This window comes from Streptomyces sp. NPDC111744, assembly GCF_055634995.1.
This window is the reverse complement of record NZ_JBVKCG010000021.1, coordinates 135683-149723: the sequence shown is the minus strand read 5'-3', so window position 1 is coordinate 149723 and position 14041 is coordinate 135683. Positions and strand designations below refer to the sequence as shown.

Sequence of the window (14041 nt, the reverse complement as noted above, 5' to 3'; positions counted from 1 at the left end):
TCGTCGAGCAGACCCGCCGGCACGCCGCGATCGCCGCCCTGCTGCGGGTCCCGCATGTCGTCCTCGCGGTCAACAAGATGGACCTGGTCGGCTACCAGGAACCGATCTTCGCCGGGATCGCCGAGGAGTTCACGGCGTACGCGACCGAACTGGGCGTCCCGGAGGTCACCGCGATCCCGATCTCGGCGCTCGTCGGCGACAACGTCGTGGAGCCGTCCGCCAACATGGACTGGTACGGCGGCCCGACCGTCCTTGAGCACCTGGAGACCGTCCCCGTCAGCCACGACCTGGCGCACTGCCACGCCCGGCTGCCCGTGCAGTACGTGATCCGCCCGCAGACCGCCGAGCACCCGGACTACCGGGGCTACGCCGGCCAGATCGCCGCCGGCACCTTCCACGTCGGCGAGCCGGTCACCGTCCTGCCGTCCGGTCGTACGACGACGATCTCGGGCATCGACCTGCTGGGCAAGCCGGTCGACTCGGCCTGGACGACCCAGTCGGTGACCCTCCTGCTCACCGACGACATCGACGTCTCGCGCGGCGACCTGATCGTCCCGACGAAGGACGCCCCGCCGACCACCCAGGAGGTCGAGGCGACCGTCTGCCACGTGGCCGACCAGCCGCTGACCGTCGGGCACCGGGTGCTGCTCAAGCACGGCACCCGCACGGTCAAGGCGATCGTCAAGGACATCCCGTCCCGGCTCACCCTCGACGACCTGTCCCTGCACCCGCACCCGGGGCAGCTCGTCGCCAACGACATCGGCCGGGTGAAGATCCGTACCGCCGAGCCGCTGCCGGTCGACTCCTACGCCGACTCGCGCCGCACCGGCTCGTTCATCCTGATCGACCCCGCCGACGGCACCACGCTCACCGCGGGCATGGTCGGCGAGTCGTTCGCCTCCCCCGAGCCCGTCAAGGACGACGCCGAGGACGACGGGTGGGACTTCTGACATGAACTCCACCGACTTCTACTCCACGTTCGCGAAGGAGGGCGGCCGCGTCGGCAGCGGTGCTCTCGGCAGCGGGCAGGGCGGAGTGGCGCGATGTGTGCGCTGACGTACGCGCACTGCCTGCGCGCCCTCACCCCCCACCGCCGTAAACGCAGACCTGCCGACCTCCCGGCCACGACCTGAGAGACCGTGACCGCCGGGCCTCCGAGAGGAACACCTCCCGTGCCTGCAACAACAGCCTTCCGCCGCGGTATCGCGGTGATAGCCACGCTCCCCCTGCTCACCCTCGCCGCCTGCGGTTACGGGTCCGACGCCAACAAGGGCGCCACGGCCAAGGTCGCCGCCGGTGCCAAGAAGATCGACGGCCTCGACACCGTCAAGATCGGCTACTTCGGCAACCTGACCCACGCGACCGCGCTGGTGGGCAACCAGAAGGGCTTCTTCCAGAAGGAGCTCGGCGCCACCCAGGCCAAGTACGCGATCTTCAACGCCGGGCCCTCCGAGATCGAGGCGCTCAACTCCGGCTCGATCGACATCGGCTGGATCGGCCCCTCCCCGGCGATCAACGGCTACACCAAGTCCAACGGTACCGACCTGAAGATCATCAGCGGTTCGGCGTCAGGTGGCGTGAAGCTGGTCGTCGACCCGAAGAAGATCAAGTCCCTGAAGGACGTCAAGGGCAAGAGGATCGCGACGCCTCAGCTGGGCAACACGCAGGACGTGGCGTTCCTCAACTGGATCGCCGACCAGGGCTGGAAGGTCGACGCGCAGAGCGGCAAGGGTGACGTCACGGTCGTCCGCACCGACAACAAGATCACCCCGGACGCCTTCAAGGCCGGTTCCGTCGACGGCGCGTGGGTGCCGGAGCCGACCGCGTCCAAGCTGGTCGCCGAGGGCGGCAAGGTACTGCTCGACGAGTCCACGCTGTGGCCCGACAAGAAGTTCGTGATCACGAACATCGTCGTGTCGCAGAAGTTCCTCAAGGCGCACCCGAAGGTCGTCGAGGCCGTGCTGAAGGGCTCGGTCGAGACCAACAAGTGGATCAACGCCAACCCTGACCAGGCGAAGGCCGCCGCCAACAAGCAGCTGGAGGTCGACTCCGGCAAGGCGCTGCCCGACAACGTCCTGGACCCGGCGTGGAAGTCGATCCAGTTCACCGACGACCCGCTGGCCTCCACCCTCAACACCGAGGCGCAGCACGCCGTCAAGGCCGGTCTGCTCACCGACCCGCTGCTGAAGAACATCTACGACCTGACGATCCTCAACAAGGTCCTCAAGGCCGACGGCGAGAGCACGGTCGACGCCGCCGGTCTCGGCAGCAGCTGACCCAGGTCCCGACACGTTCCCAGGAGGTGACGACCATGGCCACGACCACAACACTCGCCAAGGCCGGCGAGTCGGTGGAGCACGCGGCACGCCTCGAGCATGTCTCGAAGTCCTTCGCGACTCCCGGCGGGCAGCAGCTCGTCCTGGACGACATCACGCTCGATGTCGCGCCGGGCGAGTTCGTCACCCTCCTGGGGGCCTCGGGCTGCGGCAAGTCCACGCTGCTGAACCTGGTGGCGGGGCTCGACCGCCCCACCGCGGGCTCCATCGCGACGGACGGGCGGCCCGCCCTGATGTTCCAGGAGCACGCCCTCTTCCCGTGGCTGACCGCGGGCAAGAACATCGAACTCGCCCTCAGGCTCAGGGGAGTTCCCAAGAACGACCGCCGTGCCAGGGCCGAGGAACTGCTCGAACTGGTCCGGCTGAAGGGCGCGTACGGCAAGCGTGTCCACGAGCTGTCGGGCGGTATGCGCCAGCGTGCGGCGCTGGCCCGCGCACTCGCCCAGGAGAGCAACCTGCTGCTGATGGACGAGCCGTTCTCGGCCCTGGACGCCATCACCCGGGACGTGCTGCACGACGAGCTGACCCGGATCTGGCAGGAGACCGGGGTCTCCGTCCTGTTCGTCACGCACAATGTGCGCGAGGCGGTCCGGCTCGCCCAGCGGGTGATCCTGCTGTCGTCCCGCCCGGGCCGGATAGCGCGCGAGTGGACGGTCGGCATTCCGCAGCCGCGCCGGATCGAGGACGCGCCCGTGGCCGAACTGTCCCTTGAGATCACCGATGTACTGCGTGGGGAGATCCGCCGTCATGGCCAGCACTGAGACGACGCCGGCCAAGGACGCCGGAAGTGTCGAGGCGGGCCTCGACGCACTGGAGACGTCGACCGCCGGCCGCCCGACCTTCCGGCAGACCTTCGGCAACAAGATCCTTCCGCCGATCGTCGCGCTCGCCGTGGTCCTCGTGGTCTGGACGCTCCTCGTGCCGGTCGTGGACGACCCGTCCAAGCTGCCCTCGCCGGCCGCGGTGGGCAGCGCGTTCAAGGACGCCTGGCTCAAGGGCGACCTGCTCGGCTACATCTGGACCAGTGTCAGCCGGGGGCTCCTCGGCTTCCTCTTCGCCCTGGTCATCGGCACCCCGCTGGGTCTGCTGGTGGCCCGGGTGAAGTTCGTGCGCGCGGCCATCGGGCCGATCCTGTCCGGCCTCCAGTCGCTGCCGTCGGTGGCCTGGGTGCCGCCGGCCGTGATCTGGCTGGGTCTGAACAACTCGATGATGTACGCGGTGATCCTGCTCGGCGCGGTCCCGTCCATCGCCAACGGTCTCGTCTCGGGCGTCGACCAGGTACCGCCGCTGTTCCTGCGAGCCGGCCGCACGATGGGCGCGACGGGCGTCAAGGGCATCTGGCACGTGGTGCTGCCGGCGGCGCTGCCCGGCTATGTGGCGGGCCTGAAGCAGGGCTGGGCGTTCTCCTGGCGCTCGCTGATGGCGGCGGAGATCATCGCCAGCTTCCCCGACCTCGGCGTGGGCCTCGGCCAGCTCCTGGAGAACGCCCGCACCGCCAGCGACATGGCCATGGTGTTCGAGGCCATCATCCTTATCCTGTTCGTCGGCATCGCGATCGACCTGCTGATCTTCAGCCCGCTGGAGCGGTGGGTGCTGCGCAGCCGCGGTCTGCTGGTGAAGAGCTGAGGTCGCCCATGCGCAATCCGGTCCTCGTCGTCATCGCCCACGGCAGCCGCGATCCGCGGCATGCGGCGACCGTGCACGCCCTGGTACGGCGGGTACGGTCGCTGCGGCCCGGGCTGCGCGTGGAAACCGGCTTCCTGGACTTCAACATCCCCTCCGTGCAGGGGGTGCTGGCGTCCCTGGCGGCGGAGGGTGTCCGTGACGTCGTAGCCCTTCCGTTGCTGCTGACCCGCGCCTTCCATGCGAAGGCGGACATCCCGGCCGTGCTGCGGGACGCGCCGACTCGGTTGCGGATCCGGCAGGCGGAGGTGCTGGGCCCGTCCCCGCTGCTCCTGGCGGCCCTCGAACGGCGGCTGCACGAGGCGGGGCTGACACCCGCCGACAAACCCTCGACCGGGGTCGTACTGGCCTCGGCGGGGTCCAGTGACCCGGAGGCGATCGCAGTGATCGCAGATATCGCGCGGGATTGGCGGCACACCGGTTGGTGCGCCGTGCGGCCTGCGTTCGCCTCCGCATCCCTCCCCCGCACCGAGGACGCGGTACGGGAGCTGCGGGACCTCGGCTGCGCCCGGGTGGCCGTGGCTCCCTATGTCCTCGCCCCCGGCTTCCTGCCCGACCGGATCGCGCGGGGCGCGGCGGAGGCGGATGTGCTGGCCGAGGTACTCGGCCCGGCGCCGGAGGTGGCGCGGGTGCTGCTGGAGCGGTACGACGCGGCACGCACCCCCGCCCTGGCGGCCGTGGGCGCCTGAGCCGTCCGAGGAGTGCTCTTGGGGTTCGCGGTCCGGCGCTCCCCTGTGACGTCGGACCGCGAACGGCCGGCCCACAGCGGGGCTCTCACGAGCGTCACTGCCGCGGCCGGCTCTTACTTCAGCGCCGCGGTCGGCGAACGTGTCACACCAGCTGCTTTACCGGTTCGGTTTCCCAACAACTCTTCCCGGCCGGGCAGTTGACCGGGTGGCCGCGCTGACCGTGGCCGCCGGTCCGACCCCCGCCACGGTCACCGCGGCGACGGTCACCGTGTAGCGCGTGCCGGGCTGCAGCCCGGCGATCACCCGGAACATGCCCTTGGCCGAGGGCTGGGTGACCAGGACGTCCCGTCCGGTGACGTCGATCGGGGTACGGCCGTCTGGCCGGTCTGGCCGACGATCCGCTAACGGAGGACGACCTGGCGCTGCTCGACGCCGTGGCGGCCACGGACGATCCCGACGGGCTGCGCCGCCGGGCCGGGGACCCGCGGCTCGCCGTACCGCGCGGGATCGTGTCACAGGCCCCCTTCCTCGGCCTGCGGACGGTCACGCTCCGGGGGCGGTGAGTTCCACCAGCTTGACGACCGTGTTCCAGTTCCGGGTGGTGGCGATCAGCCCCTTGTTGATCTGCCGCCGCGACAGCGCCTCCGCCAGCTTGGATCGGCCGAGGCCGTCCGGGGCGTACAGGTACAGCGCACGGTCGCCGAGGCGGAACTCCTCGGGAAGGTGGGCGGCTGGGTCCATACCCGCGAACCGCTCCGGGGTGACCGGCTCGGAGAAATAGGTGACGTGCACCTGCTTGGCCTCCAGCTCGGCGGCCGGGAAGGGGCAAGCCTCGGCGATCGCCTGCAGATAGGCGTGGTCGCGGACGAGTACGTCGACGGAGAAACCGAACCGCTCCTCGATCGCCGCGGTCAGCTCCGCAGCCAGGGCCTCGGCGTCCGCGTGGGCGGCGGCGAAGACGGCCTGTCCGCTCTGGAGGTAGGTCTGTACGGACTCGTACCCCAGGCCGGTCATGAGCGCCCGCAGCTCTGCCATCGGGAGCTTCTTCCTGCCACCCACGTTGATCCCGCGCAGCAGTGCCGCATACATCGTCATTCGAACACCTTAGAACGGCCGTCGTGCCCCGTGGGGGTGGGCACGACGGCCGTGCCGGCATGCCGGACTGCCCGAAACTCTGGCCGATCGGACCGCCTTGGATCAACTCCTACACGCACCTGTGACTTGTTCAACAAGGTTCTGTAATCACAAAGGGGATCCGCGTCGTCGGAAGGGACACCGCTCCTGACAACTGAGTGGGAGTGAGTCCTGCATCCAGGACCGCTGTTGCTCAGCCGTGTGCTCAGAACGGTCTTGGGCACACTGGTCGCCCGCTTTCGCTCCGCCACCGGGCGGCACGGATCTCGTCCGTGGTCCGGGGATGCGGGGGCGGGGTCCCTCACGCCTGCGGGCTCCCGGTCCGGCCTGGACGGTCCGATGCCCCACACGATCACTCTGGATCGACGCGACGGTGATCCGGGGTGTGCTGCTCCCGGCGGTGATGGCCCTGCTCGGCGAGCGCAACCGGTACCGAGCAGGACCGGCTGCCGGTCTGATCTGGTTTCCGAGCAACACCCTCAGCTGCAGGGCCCGTTGGTCTCCGGGGGAGCCAACGGGCCCTGTCCCTTTGTCCGGCTCACCGCTGGTAGCGGGCCAGCACCAGATTGCCGTCCTTCTCGAGGCGGTGGCGGAGCTCGTCGAGGCCGATGGCTCCGCTGTAGTACGACTGGAAGGCGGGGGTGGCCACCTTGTCCTTCCACTCCGGGTAGCCGCGGACCGTCTGGGCGGGGGCCGGGCTGAGGTGGCCGGCCAGGGCGGTGCCGGTGGCCCAGCCGTACTTGGCGGTGTGCAGGGCCGGGTCCTTCAGGGCCTGAGTGCCGGTGGGCAGCATCCAGTCGCCGAGGGCGAGCCGGACCATGTTCCTCGGCCGGAGCAGGAAGTCGATGAACTCCGCCGCCTCCTTCTTGTGCGGACTGTCCTCGGCGATGGACAGCGTCTGCGGGCTGACGCCCTGGGCGAGTCCGTCGGCGCCGGCCGGGGCGGGCAGCACCTCCCAGTCGAAGCCCTTCGGCGCCTGCTGGACGATCTGCTGACGGTAGGAGAAGCCGAGCGGGACCATCGCGTACTTGCCGCCGAAGAAGCCCGGCAGGGTGTCCGAGCCGCCGCTGCCCAGCGTCGAGCCGGGTGCGCTCTGGTCGACGCCGACCTGGTCGTGGACGGTGCGCGGCACGAGCTGGTCGGCGGCTTCGAAGCGCACGGTCACCTTGCCGTCCGCGGCCCGGTGGAAGAGCTGTCCGCCCGCCGACAGCGACAGGTTGAGCGTGGCGGAGACGGGCTCCTTGAGCGGCCAGGCGACGCCGTACTTGCCGTCGCCGCTGAGCTGTTCGGTGACCTGCCGGAACTCCGCCCAGCTCCAGGGGCGTCGGGGTGTGGGTATGCGCACTCCTGCCTTCGCGAGCCAGGTGCTGTTGGCGATCAGCACCCGTGGCTCCTGGAGGAACGGCACACCGTAGATGCCGTCCCCGAAGGTCGCCGTCTCCCAACTTCGCTGTGGTATCTCCGACTTGAGGCGGTTGGGTAGCAGGTCGGTCAGGTCGGTGAGGTAGCCGCCGTAGGCGAAGTCGGCGAGATCGTCGGAGGCGTCGTGGATGATGTCCGGGGCCTCACCGCCCTCGAAGGAGGTGAGCAGCTGGTCGTGGACGCTGTCCCAACTTCCCTGCGCATATTCGACCTTGACGTCCGGGTGAGTGGCGTTCCACTCCTTCACCAGCTCCTTGTTGGCGGTGACCGACTCCTCCTGCCAGGCCAGGGACTGGAAACGGAGGGTGATCGGACCGCCGGTGCCCCTCCCGCCGGCCGAGCAGCCCGTGAGCAGGAGAAGAAGGACAACAAGTGCGGTGGTGCCCCTGGTACGCATCAGCTCTTCACCGCCCCGGTGAGCATCCCGCCGGTGATCCGCCGCTGGACGAGCGCGAAGACCGCCAGCGAGGGCAGCGTGGCCAGGAAGGCTGCCGCGGCGAGCGGTCCCAGGTCGGCCACGCCCGCCGCGCCGATGAAGTGGGTGAGGACGACCGGCAGGGTCTGTTTCTCCGGCGTCTTCAGCAGCACCAGCGCGAAGAAGAACTCGTTCCACGCGGTGACGAAGGCGAACAGCCCGGTCGCCACGATCCCGGGGGCAAGCAGCGGTGCCGTCACCGACACCAGCGTCCGCAGCCGCCCGGCCCCGTCCACGGCCGCCGCCTCCTCCAGTTCGACGGGCACCGCGCGTACGTATCCGACGAGCATCCACAGCGCGAACGGCAGCGCCCACACCAGGTACACCATCACCAGCCCGAACAGGGAGTCGATCAGCCGCAGGTGCTTCAGCACCAGGAACAGCGGGATGATCACCAGTACGAACGGAAACGCCTGGCTGACCACCACCCATCCGGTGGCCGCCCGGGACAGCGCCCCGCGGCGCCGGGCCATGGCGTACGCCATCGGGGTCGCGAGCAGGACGGCGATCAGCGCGGCGCCGAGCGCGGCGAGCAGGGAGTTGAGGCCGGCACGCAGCAGGGGCTGTTCGTCGAAGGCCTGGCGGAAGTTGGCCAGGGTCGGGTGCCGGGGGATCCAGGTGGGGTGCAGACTGCCCAGTTCGGTCGGCGACTTGAAGGCCGTGGAGAGCAGCCACAGCAGCGGGAAGGCCAGGAATACGAGGTAGGCGAGCAGGGCCGCGTACTGGGCGGCACGGGCGCCGGTGCGAGTCTTCACGCGTCCTCGCCTCCCCGCAGCCGGCCCGCCAGGAAGACGGCAAGGAGCACCGCGATCACCGCGACCATCACACAGCCCATCGCCGCCGCATAGCCGAACTGGCCGTACCGGAAGGCCTCTTCGTAGGCGAACAGCATCGGCAGCCGGGTCTTGCCGCCGGGGCCGCCGTTGGTCAGGACGTAGACCAAGGCGAAGGAGTTGAAGTTCCAGATGAGGTTGAGCGCGGTGATCGCCAGGGCGACGGGTCTCAGGGCGGTCCAGGTGACCGCGCGGAAGCGGCGCCAGGCGCCGGCGCCGTCCACCGCCGCGGCCTCGTGCAGTTCGCGCGGGGTGTTCTGCACTCCGGCGAGCAGGGCGACCGTGGTCTGCGGCAGCCCGGCCCAGACACCGACGACGATCACGGCGGGCAGGGCGGTGCCGAGGCCGCTCAGCCAGTCCCGGCCGTCACCGAGGCCGAGGTCGCGCAGGGTCTCGTTGAGGATCCCCGCGTCCGGGTTGTAGACCAGCCGCCACATGATGCCGACGACGACCTCGGGCATCGCCCAGGGCACGATCGCCAGGGCGCGGGCCAGCCAGCGCAGCCGTAACTCCTGGTTGAGGAGGAGGGCGAGGCCCAGGGCGAGCAGGAACTGGGGCACGGTCACACCGACGGCCCAGACCAGGCCGATCCGGAACGACTCCCAGAAGAGCGTGTCGTGCAGGAGGTCCTGGAAGTTGAGGCCGCCGATCCACCGGGTGGCCGCGGTCCGGCCCGACTGGGCGTCGGTGAACGCCAGCAGGATCCCGTAGAGGAGCGGGCCCACGCTCAGTACGAGGATCGGGATCAGGGCGGGCAGGACCAGGAACCAGGCGCCGTGGCCGGTCAGGCGTGCGGCGGCCGGTCGCCTCACAGTGGCCACGTTCGTCGCCAATGCCACGTCATCCCCCTTTGCGCGGCCCGGTCGTGCCTGGTCATGGTCGTGACGGCAGGTTGTCTCGTCAAGGCACCGCGCACACGTCGCGACCTCCGTGGATGCGAGACTGACCGGCGGATGGCGAGAAGCCGACGCCGTGTGCACCCGCACAGCCGCGGGTGCCCGGACACCGGAAAAAGACGCGGAGGCGGACGATGGACGAGGCAAGGGCGCGGGACGTACTGGCCGCGGCGGATGTGCTGCCCGGTGCGGCGGTTGACGCCTCGCTCCTCGCCCTGGGCGAGAACGCGGTGTTCGCCGCCGGTGACCTGGTGGTGAAGGTCGGCCGGGACGCCGAACTCCTTGACCGGGCCCGGCGTGAGCTGGAGATCGCCGGGTGGCTGGCGGAGGCGGGCGTCCCGGCCGTACGGGCCGCCGAGCCGAAGGCGCGGCTCGTGGACGGTCACCCGGTGACCGTGTGGCACCGGCTGGCGGATCCGGTACGGCCGGCCGAACCGCGCGATCTGGCCGAACTGCTACGGATCGTGCACGCACTGCCCTCTCCTCCCCTCGAGTTGCCGCCCCGCGAGCTGCTGGGCGGTGTGGAACGCTGGCTGCGGCTCGCCGGCGACGCGGTCGACCCCGCCGACGCGGCCTATCTACGGGAGCGCCGGGACGGTTTCGCGGCGGCCGCGGCCGCGCTGACCCCGCGGCTGGCTCCGGGGCCGATCCACGGGGACGCGCTGCCTCGCAATGTGCATGTCGGGCCGGACGGACCGGTGCTGGTCGACCTGGAGACCTTCTCGTCCGACCTGCGCGAGCACGACCTGGTGGTCATGGCGCTCTCCCAGGACCGGTACGGGTTGCCGGCCGAGGCCTATGACTCGTTCGTCGAGGCCTATGGGTGGGATGTGCGGGAGTGGGAGGGATGCTCGGTGCTGCGCGGCGCCCGGGAGACGGCCAGCTGTGCGTGGGTCGCACAGCACGCGCCGGGCAATCCGAAGGCGCTGGCGGAGTTCGAGCGGCGGGTGGCGTCGCTGCGGGAAGGGGACGAGTCGGTGCGCTGGTACCCCTTCTGAGCCCCGCTGCCGCCAAGCCCGCTGCCGGCCTCAGACCGTCTCGTCCGCCAACTCACGCAGCGGCCAGGCTCCGTCGACCACCGCGTCCGCTTCGCCCTTGCGCCGCAGGAACTGCTGGAAGTCCGTCGCCCACTCCGCGTACCACTCCACCTGGCGTTCGTGCAGTTGTGCGGGGCCCAGGGACGCGATCTTCGGGTGGCGGTCGGCTATGGCCCGGGCCAGGCGGGCCGCGGCCAGGGCGTCGGCCGACGCGTTGTGGGCGGAGGCGAGGGTGATGCCGTACTCGACGCAGACCGCTTCGAGGTTGCGCTTGCCGCGGCGGTAGCGGTCGACCCAGCGGTCGATGGTGTACGGGTCGATGACCGGCGCCGGGTCGAGGCCGCCGAGGCGGTCGGAGAGGGACGCCAGGCCGTGTCGGCGCAACTCCGCCGAGAGCAGGGTGAGGTCGAAGGTCGCGTTGTAGGCGACGACCGGGACACCCGTCTTCCAGTACCCGGTGAGAACGTCGGCGAGGGCGTCGGCGACCTGGTCCGCGGGGCGGCCCTCGGCCGCCGCCCGCTCGTTGCTGATGCCGTGCACCGCCACCGCGTCGGCGGGGATCTCCACGCCCGGATCCGCCAGCCACTCGCGGCGGCCCAGCTCCTGCCCGGCCCTGACCTCGATCACGGCGCCCGTGACGATACGCGCCTCGCGCGGATCCGTACCCGTCGTCTCCAGATCGAAGCCGATCAGGAGCTCTTGGTGCCAGCCCATGGGCGGTCCCCCTTCTTGGTGGTGCTTTCCCCCAGTGGTCTCCACCCTCGCATGCGCCACTGACAAGCAGAGGACCGCGTTCCGCCTACCGTCGCGCCTACCTCAGGACACAGGGCGCGAATCCGCCCAAGCCGTTTCGAACTCCTCGCGGTATGTCGGGAAGAGTCCTGCTTCCATGATGTCGTCCGACTTGACCACCTTGTCGCCGTTGCGAAGTACCAGCACCGGCGACTCCATGCCCCGCGCCCCGCGCAGATAGGACTGGACGATCGCGACACCGTCGGCGCCGTCGCCGTCGACCAGGTAGGCGGAGAAGCGGGGGGTGTCGTCGTACACCTGGATCTCGAAGGCGCCCGGGTCGCGCAGCCGGGAGCGGACCCGGCGCATATGGAGGATGTTCATCTCGACCGAGCGGGACAGTTCGCCCCGTTTCATTCCGAGTTCGCGCTCGCGGCGCTTGATCGCGCTGGACGCGGGGTTGAGAAAGAGCAGCCGGACCCGGCAGCCCGTTTCGGCGAGCCGGACCAGGCGGCGGCCGGAGAAGTTCTGTACGAGCAGATTGAGTCCGATGCCGATGGCGTCCAGCCGGCGGGCGCCGCCGAAGAGGTCCTCGGCCGGGAACTGGCGCATGAGACGGACCCGGTCGGGGTGGACGGCGACGACGTCCGCGTAGCGGTCGCCCACCAGGTCCTCCACCGCGTCCACCGGCAGCCGGCGCGCGGAGGGCACGTCACCGCCCGTGCCGAGCATCTCCAGGAGCCGGGCGGAGGCCCGTTCGGCCTGGTTGAGGACGGCCTCGGAGAGCGCGCGGTTGCGGGAGACGACGTTGCGGGTCACCTCCAGCTCGTCGAGGGCGAGTTCGACGTCCCGGCGTTCGTCGAAGTACGGCTCGAAGCACGGCCAGTGCTGCACCATCAGCTCGCGCAGCTGCGGGAGGGTGAGGAAGCTGATCACGTTGTCGTCGGCCGGGTCGAGCAAGTAGCCCTTGCGACGGCTGACTTCGCGGACCGCGACCGCCCGCTGGACCCACTCCTGACCGGCGGGCCCGGCCGCGGCGACCACCCACTCGTCGCCGTGGACCGGTTCGTAGATGGGGCGCAGGACGGCGGCCACGACCGCGCGCAGCCGCTGTTCGACGAGGTTCAGCCAGATGTAGGCACGGCCGGCCCGCTGGGCGCGCGTACGCACCTCCAGCCAGGCGTCGGCGTCCCACTCCAGCTCCGGTCCGATGGAGCCCGAGGCGTCCATCGGCCGGGCCAGGGACACCGCGCCGGGCGGGACGTCTGTGGAGTTCCCCTCGTGACCCTCGTCACCAGGGGGCAGCTCCAGGCCTCCCGAGCCCACCCGTGCACCGCCTTCCGCTCCCCCGGACTTTCCCCTTGCCAACGATCAAGGAAGGGTACTCCGGGAGTGGTCGGCGGTGCAGCCGGATGGACAGTGTCGTTTCTCAACTACCGTCTCGGGGCTTCCCGTTCTGATCAGCAAGGGCGTCCGGAGTGAGCGGATTCATAGCGGTGACATCACGCGGGGCGATGGAGAAGCCCTGCCAGTGGACCGGCATGGGCTGCTGGTCCTCGTCACGCACCACGTGGTGGAAGCCGACGTTCACCCAGACCACGGGGTTGGTGAGGGTCTGCCCGTTCACCCACTGGTCGACGCTCTTGGGGTGACCGTTGGCACAGACCGGGTTGTTGCTGGCGAACAGCTCGCACTTGTCGTACTGGGTGAAGTAGATGTCGTGCTTGGTGAAACCGTGACCCGGGTACTTGTTGCTGGCGCCCGGCACGATCTCGTACGAACGGGAGTGCCCGTCCTTGTTCTTGCCGGCCGTGCTGACCACCCGCCACCAGCGCATGTTCTTGTAGTCACCGGCGAGTTCCTTGGTGACGTTGGTGCGGGTGGTCTTGTTGGTGGGCGCCTCCTGACCGTGCGCGGGCGCGCTGACCACCGAGTCGTACTGTTCGACACGGCTCTTGGAGGAGCCGTCGAGGTCGAAGTCCAGCTTCCAGAAGACGTTGTGGCTGTGGCTGGTGGCGTAGGAAGTGGCGCCCTTGCCTATCGGCCAGCCACGGCCGTCCCCGGCGTCGTAGTCGCCCGGGGAGAGGCTGCCGGTGGCGCCGACGTTCATGTTGATCGTGCCGTCGTCCTGGAACCGCCACTCGGTCATGTACTCGTACCAGCCGACCTTGTTGACGGTGTAGACCAGCAGGTCCTTGCCCTGCTGCTGGTACACCCGGTTGCCGGTGTCGGCCTGCATCCGGTACGCGTGGCCGCGCGAACGGGTGGTGGTGCACAGGCCGTTGACGTTCGGATGGGCCGGGTCCCAGGCCTCGGGGACCTTGACCGTCTTTATGGTGCCGCCGGGGCATTCGGCCGCGGCGAGCGGCATGAGGCCCTGGGCGAAGCCGAAGCCGGTCAGGTCGTCGTACTCGACGCTGCCGTCGTCGTAGGGGACGTCGATCTGGCCGAGGCGGGCGCTGGAGAGGACCTTGATGGGGGCCGACTCGCCCTTGGGCTGGTAGGAGATGTGCTCCAGGACCAGTCCGGCCTTGCTGTCGTAGCGCCAGCACATCCGCCAGGTGGTGCCGGTGGAGAGCTTCTGCTCGATCCGGTAGGCGGCGGAGCAGTCGGCGGCGGGCGCGGCGGCCCGCTTGGGCTGCGCGGCGGCGGGTCCGGCCGCGGTGGTCGCGCCGGCGGCCAGCGCGGCCACGGACAGGCCCACGGCGGCCGTCCTGCGGGCGCGGCGGATTCCGTTCGGGTGCATGACGAAGTGACTCCTCGTGCGGGAGATGCAGTCGGGAATGGAGTGGGAAATGCGAACG

14 protein-coding genes and 1 pseudogene are annotated in these 14041 nt (G+C 70.1%); 7 read left to right on the top strand and 8 right to left on the bottom strand.

Annotation, left to right across the window (positions count from 1 at the left end; all coding sequences use genetic code 11):
* From ACZ7OO_RS34610 to ACZ7OO_RS34585, 6 genes are all read left to right on the top strand, one after another.
* The coding region (locus ACZ7OO_RS34610; protein ID WP_471511014.1) for an elongation factor 1-alpha C-terminal domain-related protein at positions 1 to 950 on the top strand (950 nt) is incomplete at its 5' end.
* A 222-nt stretch (positions 951 to 1172) separates the two neighbouring features.
* Entirely contained in the window at positions 1173 to 2276 is a 1104-nt protein-coding gene (locus ACZ7OO_RS34605; RefSeq protein ID WP_471511012.1) for an aliphatic sulfonate ABC transporter substrate-binding protein, read from the top strand.
* A gap of 35 nt (positions 2277 to 2311) precedes the next feature.
* The gene (locus ACZ7OO_RS34600) at positions 2312 to 3097 is read left to right on the top strand and encodes an ABC transporter ATP-binding protein (RefSeq protein WP_471511010.1); all 786 of its coding nucleotides are present in this window, start codon (positions 2312 to 2314) and stop codon (positions 3095 to 3097) included.
* Positions 3084 to 3962, top strand: a complete 879-nt coding sequence (locus tag ACZ7OO_RS34595; protein WP_471511008.1) for an ABC transporter permease — start codon at positions 3084 to 3086, stop codon at positions 3960 to 3962. Before ACZ7OO_RS34600 ends, ACZ7OO_RS34595 begins: the two co-directional genes overlap by 14 nt.
* 8 nt (positions 3963 to 3970) lie before the next feature.
* The gene (locus ACZ7OO_RS34590; protein WP_471511006.1) at positions 3971 to 4708 is read left to right on the top strand and encodes a sirohydrochlorin chelatase; all 738 of its coding nucleotides are present in this window, start codon (positions 3971 to 3973) and stop codon (positions 4706 to 4708) included.
* A gap of 434 nt (positions 4709 to 5142) precedes the next feature.
* Positions 5143 to 5271, top strand: a complete 129-nt coding sequence (locus tag ACZ7OO_RS34585; protein ID WP_471511004.1) for a hypothetical protein — start codon at positions 5143 to 5145, stop codon at positions 5269 to 5271.
* Here ACZ7OO_RS34585 and ACZ7OO_RS34580 read toward each other — a convergent pair.
* The 5 genes and pseudogenes from ACZ7OO_RS34580 to ACZ7OO_RS34560 form a co-directional block, all read right to left on the bottom strand.
* Entirely contained in the window at positions 5252 to 5803 is a 552-nt protein-coding gene (locus ACZ7OO_RS34580; protein ID WP_471511002.1) for a DUF1697 domain-containing protein, read from the bottom strand. The two genes, ACZ7OO_RS34585 and ACZ7OO_RS34580, sit on opposite strands and share 20 nt — an antisense overlap.
* A gap of 147 nt (positions 5804 to 5950) precedes the next feature.
* A pseudogene (locus ACZ7OO_RS34575) lies at positions 5951 to 6202 on the bottom strand (hypothetical protein); the annotation flags it as partial.
* A gap of 178 nt (positions 6203 to 6380) precedes the next feature.
* Positions 6381 to 7661: an ABC transporter substrate-binding protein gene (locus tag ACZ7OO_RS34570; RefSeq protein WP_471511000.1), complete on the bottom strand. Its 1281-nt coding sequence runs from the start codon at positions 7659 to 7661 to the stop codon at positions 6381 to 6383.
* On the bottom strand, positions 7661 to 8494 hold the full coding sequence (locus tag ACZ7OO_RS34565) for a carbohydrate ABC transporter permease (RefSeq protein ID WP_471510998.1): 834 nt from the start codon (positions 8492 to 8494) through the stop codon (positions 7661 to 7663). Before ACZ7OO_RS34565 ends, ACZ7OO_RS34570 begins: the two co-directional genes overlap by 1 nt.
* A complete protein-coding gene (locus ACZ7OO_RS34560; protein ID WP_471510996.1) occupies positions 8491 to 9411 on the bottom strand; it encodes a carbohydrate ABC transporter permease in 921 nt (306 codons plus the stop codon). The genes ACZ7OO_RS34565 and ACZ7OO_RS34560 overlap by 4 nt, the downstream gene beginning before the upstream one ends.
* A gap of 191 nt (positions 9412 to 9602) precedes the next feature.
* Between ACZ7OO_RS34560 and ACZ7OO_RS34555 the strand changes: the two genes are divergently transcribed.
* The gene (locus ACZ7OO_RS34555; RefSeq protein ID WP_471510994.1) at positions 9603 to 10466 is read left to right on the top strand and encodes a phosphotransferase enzyme family protein; all 864 of its coding nucleotides are present in this window, start codon (positions 9603 to 9605) and stop codon (positions 10464 to 10466) included.
* A 30-nt stretch (positions 10467 to 10496) separates the two neighbouring features.
* Here the strand turns inward: ACZ7OO_RS34555 and ACZ7OO_RS34550 are convergent, their stop codons facing one another.
* The 3 genes from ACZ7OO_RS34550 to ACZ7OO_RS34540 all read right to left on the bottom strand — a co-directional run bounded on the left by ACZ7OO_RS34550 (position 10497) and on the right by ACZ7OO_RS34540 (position 13983).
* On the bottom strand, positions 10497 to 11219 hold the full coding sequence (locus tag ACZ7OO_RS34550) for an exonuclease domain-containing protein (protein WP_471510992.1): 723 nt from the start codon (positions 11217 to 11219) through the stop codon (positions 10497 to 10499).
* Positions 11220 to 11321: 102 nt separating this feature from the next.
* The gene (locus tag ACZ7OO_RS34545; RefSeq protein ID WP_471510990.1) at positions 11322 to 12563 is read right to left on the bottom strand and encodes an SAV2148 family HEPN domain-containing protein; all 1242 of its coding nucleotides are present in this window, start codon (positions 12561 to 12563) and stop codon (positions 11322 to 11324) included.
* Positions 12564 to 12666: 103 nt separating this feature from the next.
* Positions 12667 to 13983, bottom strand: coding sequence for a copper amine oxidase (locus tag ACZ7OO_RS34540; protein WP_471510988.1), 1317 nt, complete (start codon positions 13981 to 13983; stop codon positions 12667 to 12669).
* Positions 13984 to 14041 lie beyond the last annotated feature (58 nt).

Excerpts from the sequence above, each read along its gene's own strand:
- ACZ7OO_RS34600 (WP_471511010.1), top strand. The coding sequence starts at position 2,312 with ATGGCCACGACCACAACACTCGCCAAGGCCGGCGAGTCGGTGGAGCAC.
- ACZ7OO_RS34595 (WP_471511008.1), top strand. The coding sequence starts at position 3,084 with ATGGCCAGCACTGAGACGACGCCGGCCAAGGACGCCGGAAGTGTCGAG.
- ACZ7OO_RS34590 (WP_471511006.1), top strand. The coding sequence starts at position 3,971 with ATGCGCAATCCGGTCCTCGTCGTCATCGCCCACGGCAGCCGCGATCCG.
- ACZ7OO_RS34580 (WP_471511002.1), bottom strand. The coding sequence starts at position 5,803 with ATGACGATGTATGCGGCACTGCTGCGCGGGATCAACGTGGGTGGCAGG.
- ACZ7OO_RS34570 (WP_471511000.1), bottom strand. The coding sequence starts at position 7,661 with ATGCGTACCAGGGGCACCACCGCACTTGTTGTCCTTCTTCTCCTGCTC.
- ACZ7OO_RS34555 (WP_471510994.1), top strand. The coding sequence starts at position 9,603 with ATGGACGAGGCAAGGGCGCGGGACGTACTGGCCGCGGCGGATGTGCTG.
- ACZ7OO_RS34550 (WP_471510992.1), bottom strand. The coding sequence starts at position 11,219 with ATGGGCTGGCACCAAGAGCTCCTGATCGGCTTCGATCTGGAGACGACG.
- ACZ7OO_RS34540 (WP_471510988.1), bottom strand. The coding sequence starts at position 13,983 with ATGCACCCGAACGGAATCCGCCGCGCCCGCAGGACGGCCGCCGTGGGC.